This window comes from Curtobacterium sp. MWU13-2055 (assembly GCF_023242305.1).
Taxonomy (GTDB): Bacteria; Actinomycetota; Actinomycetes; order Actinomycetales; family Microbacteriaceae; genus Curtobacterium.
Genome location: NZ_JALLIO010000009.1, coordinates 36,373 through 54,886 on the forward strand (window position 1 = coordinate 36,373; position 18,514 = coordinate 54,886).

The window sequence follows — 18,514 nt, forward strand, 5'->3', positions numbered from 1 at the left end:
TCGGTCCGCGCTGCCCGGCGTGGGCGGCATGCGATGATCGAGCCGTGACGGACCGGCGCACGTTCATCCGGCCGCTCGCCACCCGTTCGATCGTCGTCGACGTGGCGTGGGCGGTCCTCGCGGCGTTCGTCTTCCTGCTACCGCTTGAGGTCGAGCTCGAGCACGCGAGCTTCTTCGCCGTGCTCGCCGCCGCCGGCGCGATCGCCCTCCGTCGGGTCTCCCCGTCGGCGGCGATGCTCATGGTGGTCGTCCTCGGGATCATCCAGGTCGGCGGCGGCGAGCGCCCGTCACTCGTCGACCTCGCCATCTTCGTCGTCATCGGCACCGCGGCGGTCGTCGGGACCCGGACCGAGGTCATCCTCTCCGGGGTGCTCGCGCTCGTCGCGGGTGTCGGCGCGACGTTCTACCTCGCCGTCACCGGCTTCCGGTACCTGGTGCTGCTCAACGGTCCCCGCGACCAGGCGTTCCTCGCGATGGCCGCACCGGTCGCCGCCCTCCTCGGGGTGTGGGCGGGCGGGGTCGCCGTCCGGGCCTTCCGGTCGCGCGACCGCGAATCCGTCCGTCGAGCCGATGCCGAGGCTGCCGCGTCGCGCGCCGAGGCCGTCGCCAGCGAAGCCGAGGCGACCGCCACCCGTGCCATCGACGTCGCGGAGTCGGAGCGCATCCGCGCCGACATCGCCCGTGACGTGCACGACGTCGTCGGCCACTCGCTCGCGGTGATCATCGCGCAGGCCGACTCGGTGCCGTTCCTGGCCGACGAGGCCCGCATCCGCGAAGTCAGTGCCACCATCGCCAGCACCGCCCGCAGCTCCCTGCTCGAGGTCCGGCAGGTCCTCGGGCACATCGACGGCTCCGGGGAGACGACCGATCCCGGCTCGCTCGAGGAGATCGTGCAGGGCATCCGCGACGCCGGAGTCGACGTCGACCGCACGGTGCGCGGCGTCCCGGTCCCGCTCCGCCCGGACACCGGCACGGCAGCACGGCGCGTGCTGCAGGAGATGCTGACGAACGCGCTCCGACACGGCGCCCCGGGGCTGCCCGTCGTGGTCCGTGAGACCTGGCGCAGCGCCGACGTCGTGCTCGAGGTCGAGAACGTCGTGGGTGACGGCACCACTGGGGGCTCCGGCCGGGGGATCGACGGCATGCACACCCGCCTCACCGCACTCGGCGGGTCGTTCGACGCCGCCGCGCTGGACGACGTGTTCGCCGCACGCGCCCGGATCCCGTTCGACGTCCAAGGGGGACCCGTCCGATGACCGAACCCATCAAGATCTTGCTCACCGACGACCAGGCGCTGTTCCGCGCCGGTCTGCGCGTGGTGCTCGACGCGCAGGACGACATGCAGGTGGTGGGCGAGGCCGCGGACGGTGCCGAGGCCCTCGCCCGCATCCAGGAACTCCGACCCGACGTGATGCTGCTCGACATGCGGATGGCCGGCATGGACGGCGTCGAGACCGTCCGGCAGCTGTTCTCCGGCGCCGTCGAGGGTCCGCTCCCCCGCGTCGTCGTGCTCACCACGTTCGGCCTCGACCCCGCCGCCGCGACCGCGATCCGGCTCGGTGCGAGCGGGTTCCTGCTCAAGGACGCCACCCCGACGTTCCTGTTCGCGGCGGTCCGGGCAGTGCACGAGGGCAGCTCCGTCATCGCCCCGAACGACCTCGCGCAGCTGTTCGGCACCGACGTCGCGAGGGCACCGGCGCCGCAGCCGCCCGAGTTCCAGGCGCTGACCGAGCGGGAGCGGGTGGTGTTCGGCTGGGCGTCCCGCGGGCTCTCGAACGCCGAGATCGCGACGAAGGAGTACGTCACTGAGTCGACCGTGAAGACGCAGATCTCGAGCATCCTCGGCAAGCTCTCGCTGCGGGACCGCGTGCAGCTCGTGGTCTACGCGCACGACCACGGACTGGCGGGCAACCGCGACGGGTCCTAGGCCGCTGCGACCTCGTCGAGGATCGCCTCGACCGCAGCCGGGTCGTGCGCGAACCGACCGAGGAACAACCCGCCGATCCGCCCCTGCCCACGGGTGAGCAGACCGGGCCCGGCGCTGCCCCCGTACAGGACCGTGCTCCCGCGCAGCTCGGGTCGCGTGGCAAGGTGCTGCTCGATCCCCCCGAGTACCGCCACGATGTGGTCGTCCGGCGCCGGCGCGGGCGCACCGATCGCCCACACCGGCTCGTAGGCGACGGTCAGCGCCCCGGCCAGTCCGTCAGCGATGGCCGTCGAGACACCACGGTCGAGCTGCGCGGTCACCTCCGCCACCGCTTCCGCTGCACCCGGATGGGAGGCCCGGGTCGTCTCCCCGACACAGAGGAGCGGACGCAGGTGGTTGCGGAAGGCCGCGTGCACCTTCGCGGTGACGGTCGCGTCGTCCTCGTGGAACAGGGAACGTCGTTCGGCGTGCCCGATCTCGACGAGGTCGACCCCGATCTCCCGCAGTTCGGTGCCGGAGACCTCGCCGGTGAACGCTCCTTCGTCGGCCCACGACAGGTCCTGCGCGGCGAGGAGCACCCCCGACCCGGAGAGCACGTCGCGGACGGGCACGAGCGCCGGGAACGTCGGCGCCACGAACAGCGTCGCCGCTTCCGACCGCGTCGCGGGGTGCCTCCGGGCGATCTCGGCGACGGCCCCGGACCACTCCAGGGTCCGGGCGTGCGAGAAGTACGTCTTCAGCGACACCCCGATGGTGATCACGGTGCGAGGGTCTCCACGATGAGCGCGAACGACACCGCTCCGGGGTCCGGTGTGCCGACGGCCTGCTCGGCGTGGGTGCGTGCGCGGCCCATCTTCGGCACGAGCGACGCGGTGGCGTCGGCGGCCTCGCGGGTGGCGCTGACGGCGTCGGCCCAGGCGTCCGCGAGCGACGCTCCCGCGTCGATCCGGGTGCGGAGCACCTCGTCGAACGGCACGAGCGCGTCGACCATGGTCTTGTCGCCGACGGTCGCACCGAACGCGAGGACCGCCTCGGTGGCGGCGTGCACCGCGCTCTGGACCGTGGCGGTTGTCGGACGCTCGTCGTCCCCGAGGACGCGACCCAGTGCCTCCAGGGCGGCTCCCCAGATCGCACCGGACGTGCCGCCGGCCTTGTCGGACCAGGCGTCTGCAGCGATCCGCAAGACGGAACCGACACCTGCGCCGGCGGTTACTGCATCCGCGGCTGCGGCCTCTGCGGCGTGCGCCCCGCGCTGCATGCCGATGCCGTGGTCGCCGTCACCCGCGACGGCGTCGATCCGGCCGAGCTCGTCGGCGTGCTCGTCGAGGAGCGCGCGGACTGCGGCGAAGCCGGCCGCAGCCTGCTCGCCGACTGCGCGCGAGTCGTCGCTCGCAGCGCCGATGGCGACGCCCTCGGCGTCCGCCTCCACGGTGGAGGGGTCGACGCGTTCCTGCGGGACGGCGCCGCCCTTGCGGTACGCGGGGGTGTCCGCGGCTGCTGCCCAGAGTTCCTCGAGTTCGGCGTCCAGCCAGAAGAGGGTGAGCGAGACGCCGGCCATGTCGAAGCTCGTGACGAGTTCGCCGACCTCGGGCTCGACGATGACGACCCCTGCGTCGGCCAGTCGCTGCTGCACCGAGCGGTAGACGACGAAGAGCTCCTCGTACTTGACGCTGCCCAGCCCGTTGAGGATCGGGACGACGCGCGCGCCGTCGGGGGTCACGCTCGCCGGCAGCTCGTCGAGCAGTCGGGTCACCAGCAGCGACGCCAGCTCGGACGCCGTCGGCACGTCGGTCTCGTCGATTCCACGTTCGCCGTGGATGCCCATGCCGATGGCCATCCGCCCCTCGGGCACCGTGAACAGGGGTTCGTCGGCGCCGGGTAGCGAGCAGCCGGAGAACGCGACGCCGAACGACCGCGTGCGGTCGTTGGCGCGCTCGGCGACGGCCGTGACCTCGTCGAGGCTGCGGCCCTGCTCGGCGGCGGCACCGGCGACCTTGAAGACGCAGAGGTCGCCCGCGATGCCACGCCGTTCCTGCGCGCGGTCCGCGGCCGCACTCACCACGTCGTCCGTCACCCGGACCGTGCGGACCGGGATGCCGTCGGCCTCGAGTGTGCGGGCCGCGGCGTCGAAGTTCAGGACGTCACCGGCGTAGTTGCCGTAACTCAGCAGCACCCCGCCGCCGTGCTCGGACGCCCGCGCGACGCCGGCGACCTGCTGAGCGCTGGGACTGGCGAACAGGTTGCCCATCGCGGCACCGGCTGCCAGGCCCGGCCCCACGAGTCCACCGAACGCCGGGTAGTGGCCGGAACCGCCCCCGATCACGACGGCGACCGTGCCGTCTGGGCTGGTGGTGGCGCGGGCCACGCCGCCGTGCACCTTCCGCACCCACCGCTCGTTCGCGGCGACGAAGCCGTCGGTCGCCTCGTCGGCGAAGTCCGCCGGGTCGTTGAACAGTCTGGTCACGCGTTCGTCTCCTTCGACGTCGTGGTGCGGACATGCGAGGTGTCGAGGAGATCATCCGCCTTCGACCCCCGGAAGAACTTCGTGCAGAAGATCATCACGGCCGCGACGAACGCCAGGACCCCGAGCGAGACGATCCCGAACGCACCGCTGTCGGTCGGCACCACCTCGTTGATCGCCGTGCGCATGATCGGGGCGACGAACCCGCCGAGGTTGCCGAGCGAGTTGATCAGGCCGATGCCCGCCGCGGCGGCTGCCCCGGTGAGGAACGCCGTCGGGTACGCCCACGTGATCGGGCCGACGGCCAGGAAGCTCGCGACCGCCAGCGTGATGAAGACGATGCCCAGGATCGGTTGCCCGTTCGCACCGGCCCACGCCGAGCCGAGGATCGACAGCCCGGTCGTGATGTAGAACATGGTGCCCCAGCGACGGCGGCGACCGACGGAGTCCGCCTTCGAGCCGACCAGGTAGCAGGCGACGAGTCCGACGAGCCACGGGATCGCGGTCACGAGGCCGACCTGCCACCCGACGTCCTGCCCGAGCAGCGAGGAGACCTGCTGCGGCAGGTAGAACGTCGTGCCGTACACGGCGACCTGCAGGCAGAAGTAGATGATCGTGAAGTACCAGACCCGGCCGCTCGCCATGGCCTTCCAGATGCCGGTCGGGCCGTCCGCGCTGCGGGCGGTGTCCTCGCGCGCCATCGCCGCCGTGAGCGACTGCTTCTCGCCCGGCTCGAGCCACTTCGCCTGCTGCGGACTGTTCGTCAGGAACACCAGGGCCGCGATGCCGGCGAGCACCGCGAGGATCCCCTCGCCGAAGAACATGACCTGCCAGCCGTGGAACGGGGTCGCCTGGTCGCCGAAGCTCAGCAGCCCGCCGGACAACGGGGCACCGATCATCTGCGAGAACGGCTGCGCCAGGTAGAAGATCGCGAACATCCGCACGCGCACCTTGTTCGGGAACCACTCCGACAGGTACATGATCACGCCCGGGAACAGCCCCGCCTCGGTCACACCGAGGATGAACCGCAGGACGATGAACATCGTGTCGTTCGTCGTGAAGGCGAACAGCGCGGCGACGATGCCCCACGTGACCGCGATGCGGGCGAGCCAGAACCGAGCGCCGAAGCGCTTGAGCAGCAGGTTCGACGGGATCTCGAAGATCGCGTAACCGATGAAGAAGATGCCGGCGCCGAGTGCGAAGGCCGCGTCGGAGATGCCGCGGTCGACGCTCAGGGCCTCTTCGGCGAACCCGACGTTGGTGCGGTCGAGGAACGCGACGAAGTACAGGATGACGAGCATCGGCATGAGGTGCTTCGTCGCCTTGCCGATGGCGGACTTGAGGCCGGGGTCGTTCGTCGACCCGAGCGCGGGGGCAGGGGGTAGTGACACGGGTTCGCTCCTTTGCGAGCACGGTGCGGTTTCGGGGCGTCCGGCGGTCGGGCCTGGTGGCCGTCTGGCCGTCTGGCCGTTCGGCCTGTCGGACGGGAGGCACGGATCGCGTCGCGCGGTCGGCGCGCGTTCCGTGGACGGCTGGCCCTAGTGCATGTACAGGCCGCCGTCGACGTTGAGCGTCTGGCCCGTGACGAACCCGGCGTCCTCGCTGATCAGGTACGCGATCGCCGCGGCGATGTCCCGCGGCGTACCGATGCGCGGCAGCACGCCGTCCGCGGCCATCTCGGTCTTGCGCTCCTCGGTCAGGGTGCCGCCCATGATGTCGGTGTCGATCGGGCCGGGAGCGATCGCGTTGACGGTGACGCCGCGCGGGCCGAGCTCGCGGGCCAGGCCACGGGTCAGGCCGATCACGCCGGCCTTCGCCACCGTGTACGGGGTCTTGCTGAAGGTGCCGCCACCGCGCTGGGCCGAGACCGACGACAGGTTCACGATGCGGCCGTAGCCGTGCTGCACCATCGACTCCGCTGCTCGCAGGCTGGCGAAGTGCACGCCGTCGAGGTTGATCGACAGCACGCGGTGCCACTCCCCCTCGGGCAGGTCGAGGTAGGCGTGCGCGGACGAGACGCCGGCCAGGTTGACGAGGGCGACGACGGGGTCGAGCTCGGCCTCGATCGTGTCGAACGCCGCCCGGACCGCGGTCTCGTCGGCGACGTTCGCGCCGACGCCGACCGCACGGACGCCGTGCTGCTCGCGGATCTCGGTGGCGACTTGTTCGCTCGCGGTCTGGTCGAGGTCGATGATGCCGATGTCCCATCCGGCCTCGGCCAGGTGGTGGGCGGTGGCGCGACCGATGCCACGCGGTGATGCCGCTCCGGTGAGGACGGCGGTTTGCTGTTCGTTGCGCATCGTCGTGCCGCTCAGTGGATCGGGGCCGGGCCGAGGTCGTCGAGCAGCTTCTGCATCGCGACGTAGGCCTTGTTGCGGTAGGCGACGAGTTCCGGCGTCCGGTCGGCCGGCACCTCGAGGTACCCGGCGCCGGACTTCGTGCCGAGCTCGCCCGCGTCGACGTGCTGCTGCAGCGACGGCGGGGTGGCGAAGCGCTCGGGCCAGCGGGTCTGCAGCGACTCGAAGCAGAACGCGTAGACGTCGAGACCGGCCATGTCGGCGATCGCGAACGGGCCGAAGAACGGCAGGCGGAACCCGAACGTGGTCCGCACGATGGTGTCGATGTCGTCGGGGGTGGCGATGCCCTCGTCGGCGATCTTCGTGGCTTCCTCGAACAACGCGTACTGCAGGCGGTTCAGGACGAAGCCCGTCGAGTCCTTCACCCGCGCCGACTGCTTGCCGGTCGCGGCGACGACGGTCTCGCCGACCGCGATCGCGTGCTCGTTCGTGGTCGGGTGCGGGATGAGCTCGACGCCGGGGATGAACGGCGCCGGGTTCGAGAAGTGCACGCCGAGGAACCGCTCCGGGCCGACGACCGCCTCGGCCAGCGACTCGATCAGGATCGTCGAGGTGTTCGAGCCGATGATCGCGTCGGGGCGGGCGGCTTCGCTGATGCGGCGGAGGGTCGCGTGCTTGATCTCGATCTTCTCGGGGACGGCCTCCTCGATGAAGTCGGCCTCCGCGACTGCTTCCTCGATGGAGGCGGCTGCGCTGAGGTGGGCGTCGACGCGTGCCACGGCGTCCGCGGGGAACAGGCCGTCCGCGACGAACTGCTCGGTCTCTGCGATGAGCCGGGCTCGGTTGGACGCGGCGATCTCGGCCGAGACGTCGGCGATCCGGACGGTGTGGCCAGCGAGGGCGAGGACCTGGGCGATCCCGCCGCCCATGTAGCCGGATCCGACGACGGCGATGTCGAGGGTGCTCATCGGGTTGCTCCTTCGGTGCTGGTTGCTGCAGTCGGGGTCGCCGTCGCGTCGAGCTTCGTCGTCGCGAGGACGGATCGGATGTACTGCTGGTTCGTTGCGCAGACGCCGAGGCTGTCCCCGCCGTACTGCTCGGTCATGACGATCCCGCGGAACCCGTCGGCGACAGCGTCGCGCAGGACCTGGCGGTAGTTGATGAGGCCCGTCTCCATGGTGCTCGGCGCGCTCGTCGCCCAGCTGCCGTCGCCGGCCTCGTCACGCGTGTAGTTCTTCACGTGCAGGTAGTTCGTGTGCGGCATGGTCTTCGCGAAGAGCTCCCGCCAGTCCTCGATCGGCCGGTGGAGGCGGATGAGGTTGGCGACGTCCGCGTTCAGGCCGACGTTGTCGAGCCCGATGTCCTCGACCAGTCGCACGGCGCTGTCGGCGGTGCCGAGGTAGGTGTCCTCGTACAGCTCGAGGGCCATCGGCAGTCCGACGGAGGCAGCGTGCTCACCGAGCTCCCGCAGGCGCTTGACCGCCGCGTTCCAGACCTCGGGGTCGTCCGGGTCCTTCGGGCCCTGCGCGGTCCAGAACCACAGCGCGCGCTTCTGGGCCTCGTTGAACGGCTGGTGCAGGCCCGTCGAGAACACCTGCATGCCCCACTCGGCCGCCGCGTCGATGGTGCGGTGGGCGTAGGCGAGGTTGTCCTCCTCGTGCCCGGGCTGGATGACGCTCTTGCGCTGCAGGTGCACCGAGGGGATCCCGATGCCGTGCGCCTTCGCGACGGCGAACAGCTCGTCGCGGCGGGAGCGCTCGAGGTCCGCGGGGCGGATGTGGCTGTCGGCGAGTTCGGCGAGCGAGAACCCGGCGGCTGCGATCTGTGCGAACACGTCGTCCCACACCTCGGCCGGGGCATCGTGGAACGCGGTGCCGTCTCGAGTGACCTGGGCGAAGCCGTGCAGACAGGCGGCGATCGGCCAGGTGTCCGACGTCCAGGTGGTGGGGTCCCAATCCTGTTCGACCCAGTCCTGCGGTGTGCTCACGGAATGCTCCTTCGCATGTCGGGGTTCGGCGGTGAACCTCTTTCCTATAGGAAAGATACTCGCACCTCGACAGAGCGCAACCCCTGCGGGATCAGCTCGTGTGCGAAGCGTCCTCGCGCGACCGGAGCCGGACGGCGTCGATGTGGTGCCGCATCGCCGCGACCGCTTCAGCCGGCCCGACCGCGAGGGCATCGACCACCGCTCGGTGCTCGTGCACGGCGCGGTCGGTGTCGTCCCCGCCACCCTCGACGATCTGCCGCATACGGTGCACCCGCGTCGTGATGATCTCGGACATCTCCTCGAGGAACGGGTTCCGCGTGGCATCGAAGATCAGCTGGTGGAACTGCCAGTCGCTGCGGAAGAAGCGGGCCATGAGTTCCTCCGAAGCCTCAGCCGCACCGACCGCCGCGACCTCGTCGGCCACCGCAGCCTGCTCGTCGAGCGCCGTGCCGAGCCGCTCCCGCAGGGCGTCGACGTCACCGCGCGCAGCGAGCTCGACGGCACCGCTCTCCACGATGAGCCGGGCGTCGAACAGCGCCTCGAGTTGGTCGCCAGCCAGGGGTGGGGAGACCCGGTACCCCTTGTTCGCCTCTCGGGTGACGAGGCCGGTGCGTTCGAGCTGCACGAGGGCTTCGCGCACCGGGGTCGGGGAGACGCCGAGGGTGCGGGCGAGCCCGTCGATCGACAGTCGCATGCCGGGTTCGACGTCGTGGCCCATCAGGACCTCGAGCACCCGGTCGTAGACGCGGTCACGCAGGCCGAGCTGCGTGATGCGCTCCGTCCCGAAGCCGGGCATGGTCGTGGACATGGGTCGATCCTAGAGAATCCACGACTCGGGCTCGGTGCGGAGGCCCCGAGCCAGGCCGCGCCGTCACGAGGTGTCGCCTAATTGACGTCGCCTTCACCTTGCGCTCTGCCGCCGATGGGCTTGCTCGACCGCCCCTCCCCAGGCGCGTAACTAGTTGCGATGCCGCCGGTGATCGCGGCGGCGTGGTGCCTTTTCGAGGAGTGAGCCAGCTTCGTCGAGGGCGGTGGCACGTGAGGATTGCGCGCTTCAGAACAGGCCTTGCGCTGTGCTGATATCGAGCTGGCCATATTGCACGACGGGAAGAGCGGGATTGTTCTTAAAGCGTCGGTCGGGCCGCCCCGGACGTTGACGTACTGCCAGGTATGGCCCATCAGCTGTGTGCCTTTGGGCACATGTCCCGCAGTTCAACAAAGCGGGTCGCTGACCCCAGTACGGTCAGGTGCCGGTAAGCGGCGTCCGTGTAGCAGCGCCGACGAAGTGCGTGCTCAATCCGCTCATGATGGGGCCCTGCGTTTCGGCCGAGAAATGAGCGGTGAATCAGCTTTTCATCAGCGCTTTGTAGCATTGGCGTCATCGGGTTGATCCCGGATGCGCATCACCCAACCACGCAGAAGGAGAAGACCGATGACGACGACCATGCTGATCAAATACACGAGAGCCACGGGACTATTGTCCTCGGATGCGTAATTCGACCACCGAACACCCAAGAGCATCTGGAATAGAGGGCCCAGAGTACCAACAAGTCCGCCCGGGATCAGGATCACGAGCCATTTTTTGGGCCAGGCAAGATCACGTTGATTTATTGTCAAGATCACGCCAGTGATCGCAGCAATTGAAATGCCGCTCCAAAACCACGAGGACCCGGACATTCTCCAACCGGCATGGTTCAACCATGCGTTAATCAACGACAAGGTGCGTTCCCATGCGTCGTTCTGTACGTATCGCCCCGAAACAATGGGGAGCGGCCATCCAATGATGGCGAGGATTCCAGTGAATGCACCTATCACTCCAGCTACCCAGCGGACGAGTGGCCGGTGATCGATCTTTTCAACATCGAACGAGCTGATACTCACGCTGATCACTCATTCAACTAGCCCGGACATGTGTGAGGATTGCGGATTTCAGCCTTCCCCGTTATCTGCGTCTTCCCCACCCCGAAACGATGACCCCACAGATCACGTAAATGCCGAACAAGCCCGCGATTGCACCCCAGATTCCAATGCCCGCGTCGGCGCGATTAGGCGAAATTAGCGCGACGACACCGAGAGCTATGGCAAATATGCCGATGATGGTGGGAAGTAGCAGGTTGCCCTTCATTCTGAACACTTAAAACACCTTCCCAGTCGTTACGTTTGACACGGCAGTACCGACCGCGTAGCAGCCAGCTGTTGCAATAACCCCGACACCGCCAGTAGCGGCTGCTATGCCGAGTTCGCAGGCGGCTCCGGCAAGAGTGCCGGTGATCAAGCCGACAGTCTCTGTCGCTGCCGCCTTACTATTCCCTGTAGCAGCGTAGTAGCCAATATTGGCGAGGTTGCCAACCAAACCGGCTTTCCCGAAAGCGTCAGTGGCTGAGTCGAAAACGTCTCGCCCACGGGGGTCAGACTTGTTGATTGGGTCAGCACCCGCGTAGGCATATCGGTTCGCGTTACTAGGACTGAGAGGCGCGTCGAGTGTGTCGCGTTCGATCCAGCTGCCGGTGGCGGCGGACTGCCAGCGGTAGCCGAATTTCGTGAGTCCGGTGTCAGTGTTGCTGGCGCGGATGCCGGCCTTGTACCCGTACGGGTTCTGCTGCCACTGCGCACTGCTGCCACCGTCGGCGTTGACCTGCTCCTTGCCGTACGCGTCGTACGTCACCTTGTAGGCAACAGCGCCCGTGTCCTTGAGGGATGCAACCGGGTTCCCGATCCCGTCGAGGACGTACATGCTCGTCGTGCCGTCCGTAGTCCGCAGATCCAGCAGCTGACCAGTGGTGGGGTCGCTGATCACCGCGGCCGTGCCCGTACCAACGAGCTCACGGCTGGCGATCACGGGGACACCATTCGAGTCGGATGTGCCATAGGTGTAGCCGTACTCCGCTCCCCCGTCGGTTGCCTGGTAGAGCAGCTTGTTCATGTCCGCGCCCGCGTACTCGTACGTGGTCGTCTTGCCATCCTTCGTGGAAGACGTCATCTGCTGCGCACCGTTGTACGTGTACGTCGCACCCGGCGATGCGGTCATGTTGCCGGTCTTGTCGTACGCGTACCCGGTGGTGGTGATCTGGCCAAGCGCGTTGTAGCTCAGCTGCTGATCGCTGACCGTCGCTTCGATGGTGGCGTTGGTTGCGGTGGCGCGGGTGCGATTGCCGGCCTTGTCGTAGGTGAACGCCCAGTTGGTGGGAGTGTCCCCACCGGACTGGGTGATCTTCGTCAGTCGACCGGAGGTGTACCCGTACTTCGTCGCCTGACCAGAGCCGTCGCGGGTCCACTGCAGCTTGCTGCGGTCCTTGGACTTGTCGCTGTCGTCGCAGGTGCCGTCAGAGGGCGCCTCGAACTGGTAGCAGTACTTCGTGTTCACCTCGAGCGCGGCGTCCTTCCCGGTCCACGCCTTGATGTGGGTGATCTTGCCGGAGGCGTCGTACTCGACCTGCTGATGCCCCGTCCACGACGCCGGCTCCGCACCGGGAGTCGCGTTGCTGGGCGCGCCGAGCCACGTGTCGGTGCGGCGGCCGTGGTCGTCGGTCAGGTACACCTGCTTCGCCGTGCCCGTATTGGTCGGGTACGTCGTCGCAGTGAGCACGTTCGACGGGTCGTACTCGTGCGTCACCTGCCCCTGCGCATCGGTCACCGTGACGGTGTTCCCGGCGAGGTCGTAACCGTAGGAGACCGTTCCGCCACCGGCGGTGTTCACCGTGGAGGTGAGGCGGTTCCGCTGGTCGTACGTGTTGGTGATGGTGCCGGTGGCGGAAGTCTCGGTGAGGAGGTTGCCGTTGCCGTCGTACGACCTGGTCACCGTCGCGGTGCCGTCACTGAAGGCGATCGAGGTGGTCCGGTCGTCGTTGTCGTACCCGTAGGTCGTCGTGTTGCCGCGCCCGTCGGTCTCGGTCCGCATCCGCCCGAATCCGTCGTACGTGTACTCCTTCGCGCCGACGATGTCGGTATTGCTCGAGGGGTTGTTCGGGGCGGTGACCTTCTTGAGCTGCTTGTTCTCGTACTCGTACTTCGTCGGGTTCCCGCCGTTGCCGGGTGCGGTCGCGGTCTTGACGGTGCCGTCGGAGTTGTAGTCGAGCTCCGCCTTCGCCGCGTCCGCGGTACCTCCGGTGCTGGTGGAGGTCGGGTTGCCGACACCGCTGTACTCATACGACGTGCTGTCACCCGCGGAGTCAGTGGTTGAGGACGGCAGATACTTGTTCGCAGCCCCCGGCGCGTCATAGGTCGCAGACGACGACGATCCGGAGCTGCTCGTGCTCTTCGTCAGCGACTGGCTCTCGTTCTTGCCGTAGTCGTTCGTCGACGTGGACGTGGTGTCACCGGTACCGGTCGTCGCCGTCGTGACACCGTTGTTCGCCGGGTTGTACTCACGGCCCCGCTCCCGATCCGCCGGATCAACGGCCTTCGTCACCAGGTCGTTGCCGTCGAGCGTGTACGTGGTGCGCTTGGCATCCGCCACCGCAACCGACTGGTCGGACCGCGGGTCTGCGACCAGTGTCGTGGTGTCGTCCTTGAACGAGAACCGCGTCACAGCGGTGCCCGGGGAGCCCGCGGTGGTGTTGCGCTGCTCGACCTTGGTGATCCGGTCGGAGGAGTCGTACGTGAACGCCGTAACGCCGCCCTCGGGCGCGGTGATCGTGGTGAGGTCACCGCTGGTGTAACCGAACGTGGTCTTCTTGCCGAGCGCGTCCGTGTACGTGGTGATGTCGCCGGTGCTGTTCTTGGTCCACGACACCGAACGCGAGCTCGAGCCGGAGGTCTGCGAGAACGTCTGCACACCGCTCGCGTACGACGAGTTCGCCGTCCGCGCCCCCGTCACACCAGCGGTCGAGACGAGGCTGGTCAGCTTGTACCGGTCGGACGTCGCGAAGGTGAAGTCGATGATGTTGCCGTTGCGGTCCGTCACCTTGGTGGGCTGCCCCGCAAGGTTGAACACCGTCGTCTGGTTCGTCGTCCAGCCCTTCAGCTGGTACTGCGTGTCCTGCCCCGACGGCGTCACGCGGGTGAGGGTTTGCTGCAAACCGGCCGGGCTGATGAACGCGCCCTGCGCCCCCGACGGACGGAACTGCCACGCCGTACCGACAGCGTCGGTGTAGATGACGCCCTGTGCGTTCGCGGTGAGATCGCCGGCGCCGGCGAGGGCGAACTGCCACCGGTTCGCATCCATCGTGTTCGCGTCACCGACGGTGGTGCTGCGCGAGTTGTACGCGGCGCCGATCGTGGTGTTCTGCGTCACACCCGGCAGGCTCATCGCCGTCGTGGTCACCAGCAGGTTGCCGGTTCCGACGTCGACGGAAGCGTTGGTCTGGTCCGTGATCGGGAACGGCAACGTCGTCGCCGACGTCCGCTGACCGGTGCGGTTCGTGTTGCCCGGGCCGCCGGGGAGCGAGTTGTACGCACCCTGCAGGTCGACGAGGTAGTTCATCGCCGCCGTGCCCATGTTCTTGATGCGGATCTTGCCGTTCGCACCGACCGGCGCGACCACGGTGTTCGTCATCTTCGACGTCCGGTCGGAGCTGATCGCAGACGACTCCGGCTCCGCCGCACCATCGGCCCACATCTTCGCGTACGAGTCAGCACCACTGTCGTTCACCGCGGTGAACGTCACCGCGGCAGCCGACAAGCCGCCCTCGACCGTCGGAGCTCCCTGGACACCGCCGACCTGCACCGTGAACGATGCACCCGGAGCGATGCTCGCGCCGTTGCGGGTGTCGATGAGCCGACCGTTCAGCGGGGTGAAGCCGCCACCCGGGTTCGACTGCAGGAAGTAGCCCTGGATGTCGACGACGAGGTCGATCTTCCCGCCACCCTCGGCGGTGTCGATGCTGAACTTCCCGTCGGCGTTCAACGCGACCTGCGCGTTCATCGCGGTCGACTGGCCCTCGACGGAGTTGTAGTTCAGGACACCCGTGCTGCGGGTCTCACCGGTCGGGGTGGGACGGACGTAGCCGGCCTTGGCTTCGCGGTTGATCACGATGATGTTCACCGCGACCGCCGCAGCGCCAGTCGGAATGCCGTTCGAGCCGGTTGCCTGGATGGTGCGCTGCGAACCTGCTGGGATCTGCCCCTGCGCGGCACCGATGCCGCCACGGGAATCGAGCACTCGGGACGGCGACATCGCGACGAACCCGCCGGCAGACACGCCGTTCTTCGTCGATGTGTAGTAGCCGGTGATGTCGATGACGACCTTCGACTGCGCCGTCTCGGTCCGCGCCTGGATCGTGCCGTCGTCCGCGACCGCGAGCAGACCCGTGTTCGACGTGTTCCCGCCGACACCAGAGTTGTAGATCATCATCAGCGTCGTCGTGTCGGCATCGTCGGCGCGCATCTGCAACTGACCCGACCCCGACGGATCGGCGATGGTGACCATCATCGTCACCGCGCCGATCCCGGACGATGGCAGCCCGGCGACTCCGGCGACCTTCACCGTGCGGAACACGCCCTTCTCGGTCGCACCGCCCAACACGCGGGCGTTGGAGGGCATCGGCACGTACTGCCCGCCCGTACCGGTCACCACAGCCTGCGCCGGTGCCGGCTGCGACACCACCACCAACAACGAACCCAGCAAGGCGACCAACGTCACCACTGCCAGCATCACTCCACGAACACGACCAGACAACGACGCAGCAAACACGCGAAAAGAACCCCTCAGCACGTCGCACCAGCGCACAGCCCCCATGGCTGCACTGTGCAACTTCACAGCACGTTACGGAGCATCGCTCACCACCGCACCCCGACATGTGGGGGTCGAAACGACGAGGGGCGCGACGATACGGGCGGTTGCACGGAAAGCAGCGCTCAGTACACCGCCGTGATCCCCCGCACATCCCCGAGCCCGAGCGTCCGCTGCGCCGTGTCACACACCGTGGACGACGGCTTCATCACGAGCCCGGACTTCTGCGCCGTGTGCCCGAGCCCGTACGAGTGCCCCCACTCGTGCGTCGCGATGCCGCGCAGGTCGAAACGGTTGCCCGAACAGGTGCTGGTCGACCCCCACCGGTGGCTCGTCGAGTAGCGCTGGTCGGTCTCGAAGGCGACCCCGTCCGTGAAGGACCAGATGCACGTCAGCGCCAGGGTCTTCGACGGCAGCTTGCCCCACCCGATGACGCTCGTCCGGTTCGAGGTCCCGCAGCCACCATCGGCGGTGACCGCAGGCTTCTGCGTCGCGGTGCCGAGGTACTCCTGCGCCGCCGTCGACTGGACCGTCTGACCGCACGCCGAGATCGTGCCGGTCCAGGCCTCGGCACCGCGCTGGATCGCTGCGACCTTCGACACCTTCGCCCCGGTCGGGTTGTACCGCCACCGGATCGGCGACTCCCAGTGCGCGCCGGTCAGCACGTACGCCCTGCTCCCGCAGCTCGCGGACGTCGTGGCGCCGCCGTGCGAGGCAGTCCCGCGGATCGTCGGCCCGAGGGTTCGCCGTTGCTGGGCTGCGCGTTCCTGCCGGACGGCGGTGGGCGATCCGGCCCACACCTCGTCGACCTGCACGGCGATGCCGGCGGTACCACGGTTCGCGATCACGACGTCACCGGGGTCGGTGTCCCCTTCGGCGACGGGCGCGGCAGTGAGCGTGACACCGGCTGCGGGCACCACGAAGGTCCGGCCGTCCTCGAGCGCCACCACGCCGGAGTCGACGTGACACCCGGACGCGAGGTCGTTGACCGAGATGCTGTCGCCTCGGCAGCTCACCGCATCCGCGATCCCTGGTGCGGCGATGACCGCCGTCAGGACGAACCCGAGTGCGACCGCGGCTGCGGCCTTCGATGACGTGCGCACTGCGCCCTCCTTGATCACACCGCACCCGAACCACGGTGGCGGACGGCTGCATCAGTGTCCGAGGGAGCGGAAGGGTCGACAAGCCCCCAGAACGGCCGCGGTGCGCAGACCGGACCGGGTAACGTGCCGCCATGCAGTGGGGCGACACCGGACTCGACGACCACCAGATCGCGTTCGTGCTCCGCACGCTCCCCGGCGCGGTCTTGGTGGCGGATGACTCGTGGGGGCTTCTCGACACGAGGGTCCTGCACGTCGTCAACGGCAACGTCAGCTACACCGTGAAGGCGTCCGGCCAGGACAACACCCACTTCCCCCGGGAACTCGAGGCCCACCGGACCGTGACCGACGCCCTGCGCACTGCCGGGGACACCGGTGCCCTCGTGGCCGCGGACGAACAGCACCGCGTCCTCGTCCTCGAACGCGTCCCTGGTCACCTCGCGCTCGGCACCGCGGACGAGCACGCCCCTGACGTCCACCGGCAGGCCGGCGCAGTCCTCCGGCGTCTGCACGACCACGGCACCCGGCACGACCCGACGTTCCTGCTGCACGAACAGGCGAAGGCCCTCCGCGCGCTCGATGCCCCGCACCGGATCTCGCCCGACGTCGTCGCTCGGATCCGCGCGGCGCTCGAGATGCTCCCCACCGACCACCCGGACGAGCCCCTGGTGCCGACCCACGGCGACTTCCACCCACGCAACTGGATCGTGGACGACGGCAGGCTCCGCGTCATCGACTTCGGCCGCTTCGGCTGGCGCCCCGCCTCCTTCGACCTCACCCGACTCGCAGTGCTCCACTGGCAGCACGATCCGGCCCTCGAAGCGGCGTTCTTCGACGGGTACGGCGACGACCCGCGCACTCCGGACGCCTGGCGCTGGCTGCAACTCCGCGAGGCCGTCGGCACCGCGACGTGGGCCTACGCAGTCGGCGACGAGGGCTTCGAGGCCCAGGGCCACGACATGCTCCGCCGCGCCCTCGCCGCGTTCTGACCCGTCAGACCGGAACCCAGCTCACGGCACCCGCACGAACCGCGGGGCCCCGCGATCCCGCAGCCGGAACCCGAGGTGCTGGTACAGCCCGATCGCCCCGGTGTTCCCCGCGGCCGCGTGCATCAAGGGTGTCTCCCCACGCTCCCGGATCCCGTGCGCGACGGCGAGCACCAACCGGCGCCCGAACCCCTGCCCCCGGTACGCCTCGTCCGTGCACACCGCGCTGATCTCGGTCCACCCCGGCGGGTGCAACCGCTCCCCCGCCATGGCGACGAGCCGTCCGTCCCGCCGGATGCCCAGGTACGTGCCGAGCTCGATGGTGCGCGGCAGGAACGGCCCCGGCTTCGTCCGCTCCACCAGGGCGGTCATCTCCGGCACGTCGTCGGGTGTCAGCACGACGGCTTCGTCGTCGGGCGCCCCCTCGATCGCCTCGCCGGTGAGCTGCACGCCGCCGGCACCCTCGACGAGCTCCCACCCCGACGGCAGGACGGCAGCCGCACCGACGCCGAGCATCCCGCCCGATCCGAGCAGTGCCCGGACGTCCTCCCAGTCCTGCGCAGTGGGTTGCGCGGGGATCCCTGTCCACACCGACACGTCGGTCTGGTACCGGACGATCTCGCCACGCCGCTCGGCGAACCGTGCGTGGTGGCTGTTCAGCGCGGCCATGGCGGGCGCTTCGAGCATCCGCGTCGGGGTGCCGTCGTCGGCGATCGTCAGGTCGAGGGTCCGGAGCGCTTCGCCGCGGGCATCACCAGCACGGAACCCGAGGTCCTCGATCCGCCGACGGTCGCCGTCCGCCCATCCGGCGGTGTCCGCGACGACCCCGGAGGCGTAGTGGTTCGTGGCGCGTTGGACGACCTGCTCGACGTCCGCTGCCGAGGTCACGAGGACCTCTCCCGGTCGGGGCAGCGCGGTCGAGGTCGGCGCAGTCGTCGTCATCCGACCATTCTCTGCCCGCGGCGAGCGCCGCCGGCGCATCGTTGCACCCGGTGACACCGTGGTGCGGCTCGCACGGTGCGAGAGGGCTCACGGCCCCGTGCGAGGTTCCGTGCTCGGTGCGAGCGCACGTGCACCGCACGGAGT

Annotated in this window: 14 protein-coding genes; 3 read left to right on the forward strand and 11 right to left on the reverse strand. The window is 68.9% G+C overall.

Going from position 1 to position 18,514, the window contains the following annotated elements:
* Positions 1-44: 44 nt before the first annotated feature.
* Both M4960_RS19825 and M4960_RS16235 read left to right on the forward strand, forming a co-directional pair.
* Complete coding sequence (locus tag M4960_RS19825) at positions 45-1,256, forward strand: sensor histidine kinase (RefSeq protein ID WP_123937167.1); 1,212 nt, start codon at positions 45-47, stop codon at positions 1,254-1,256.
* Complete coding sequence (locus tag M4960_RS16235) at positions 1,253-1,927, forward strand: response regulator transcription factor (protein ID WP_248704821.1); 675 nt, start codon at positions 1,253-1,255, stop codon at positions 1,925-1,927. The genes M4960_RS19825 and M4960_RS16235 overlap by 4 nt, the downstream gene beginning before the upstream one ends.
* On the opposite strand, the gene M4960_RS16240 is transcribed toward M4960_RS16235, so the two are convergent.
* The 10 genes from M4960_RS16240 to M4960_RS19830 form a co-directional block, all read right to left on the reverse strand.
* Positions 1,924-2,688, reverse strand: coding sequence for a triose-phosphate isomerase family protein (locus M4960_RS16240; protein WP_248704822.1), 765 nt, complete (start codon positions 2,686-2,688; stop codon positions 1,924-1,926). The two genes, M4960_RS16235 and M4960_RS16240, sit on opposite strands and share 4 nt — an antisense overlap.
* Positions 2,685-4,391: a dihydroxyacetone kinase family protein gene (locus M4960_RS16245; RefSeq protein ID WP_248704823.1), complete on the reverse strand. Its 1,707-nt coding sequence runs from the start codon at positions 4,389-4,391 to the stop codon at positions 2,685-2,687. The genes M4960_RS16240 and M4960_RS16245 overlap by 4 nt, the downstream gene beginning before the upstream one ends.
* Complete coding sequence (locus tag M4960_RS16250) at positions 4,388-5,779, reverse strand: MFS transporter (protein WP_123339283.1); 1,392 nt, start codon at positions 5,777-5,779, stop codon at positions 4,388-4,390. The genes M4960_RS16245 and M4960_RS16250 overlap by 4 nt, the downstream gene beginning before the upstream one ends.
* Before the next feature lie 147 nt (positions 5,780-5,926).
* Entirely contained in the window at positions 5,927-6,688 is a 762-nt protein-coding gene (locus M4960_RS16255) for an SDR family NAD(P)-dependent oxidoreductase (protein WP_248704824.1), read from the reverse strand.
* 11 nt (positions 6,689-6,699) lie between these two features.
* Entirely contained in the window at positions 6,700-7,653 is a 954-nt protein-coding gene (locus M4960_RS16260) for a 3-hydroxyacyl-CoA dehydrogenase family protein (protein ID WP_131878002.1), read from the reverse strand.
* Positions 7,650-8,672 carry a sugar phosphate isomerase/epimerase gene (locus M4960_RS16265; protein WP_123292893.1) on the reverse strand — a complete coding sequence of 341 codons (1,023 nt, stop codon included), beginning with the start codon at positions 8,670-8,672 and terminating at the stop codon, positions 7,650-7,652. The genes M4960_RS16260 and M4960_RS16265 overlap by 4 nt, the downstream gene beginning before the upstream one ends.
* A 91-nt stretch (positions 8,673-8,763) precedes the next feature.
* Positions 8,764-9,480: a GntR family transcriptional regulator gene (locus tag M4960_RS16270; RefSeq protein WP_111083725.1), complete on the reverse strand. Its 717-nt coding sequence runs from the start codon at positions 9,478-9,480 to the stop codon at positions 8,764-8,766.
* Positions 9,481-10,028: 548 nt separating this feature from the next.
* A complete protein-coding gene (locus M4960_RS16275; protein WP_146249658.1) occupies positions 10,029-10,553 on the reverse strand; it encodes a hypothetical protein in 525 nt (174 codons plus the stop codon).
* A 253-nt stretch (positions 10,554-10,806) separates the two neighbouring features.
* Positions 10,807-15,252 (reverse strand): RHS repeat-associated core domain-containing protein, encoded by a 4,446-nt coding sequence (locus tag M4960_RS16280; RefSeq protein WP_248704825.1) that lies wholly within the window; start codon positions 15,250-15,252, stop codon positions 10,807-10,809.
* Between the two features lie 215 nt (positions 15,253-15,467).
* Positions 15,468-16,445, reverse strand: a complete 978-nt coding sequence (locus M4960_RS19830; RefSeq protein WP_248704826.1) for a matrixin family metalloprotease — start codon at positions 16,443-16,445, stop codon at positions 15,468-15,470.
* 131 nt (positions 16,446-16,576) lie between these two features.
* Between M4960_RS19830 and M4960_RS16290 the strand changes: the two genes are divergently transcribed.
* A complete protein-coding gene (locus tag M4960_RS16290; protein ID WP_248704827.1) occupies positions 16,577-17,431 on the forward strand; it encodes an aminoglycoside phosphotransferase family protein in 855 nt (284 codons plus the stop codon).
* A gap of 21 nt (positions 17,432-17,452) precedes the next feature.
* On the opposite strand, the gene M4960_RS16295 is transcribed toward M4960_RS16290, so the two are convergent.
* Positions 17,453-18,370 (reverse strand): GNAT family N-acetyltransferase, encoded by a 918-nt coding sequence (locus M4960_RS16295; protein WP_248704828.1) that lies wholly within the window; start codon positions 18,368-18,370, stop codon positions 17,453-17,455.
* Positions 18,371-18,514 lie beyond the last annotated feature (144 nt).

Coding starts and splice junctions, on each gene's coding strand:
- M4960_RS16290 (WP_248704827.1), top strand. CDS start 16,577: ATGCAGTGGGGCGACACCGGACTCGACGACCACCAGATCGCGTTCGTG.
- M4960_RS16235 (WP_248704821.1), top strand. CDS start 1,253: ATGACCGAACCCATCAAGATCTTGCTCACCGACGACCAGGCGCTGTTC.
- M4960_RS16295 (WP_248704828.1), bottom strand. CDS start 18,370: ATGACGACGACTGCGCCGACCTCGACCGCGCTGCCCCGACCGGGAGAG.
- M4960_RS16260 (WP_131878002.1), bottom strand. CDS start 7,653: ATGAGCACCCTCGACATCGCCGTCGTCGGATCCGGCTACATGGGCGGC.
- M4960_RS16270 (WP_111083725.1), bottom strand. CDS start 9,480: ATGTCCACGACCATGCCCGGCTTCGGGACGGAGCGCATCACGCAGCTC.
- M4960_RS16255 (WP_248704824.1), bottom strand. CDS start 6,688: ATGCGCAACGAACAGCAAACCGCCGTCCTCACCGGAGCGGCATCACCG.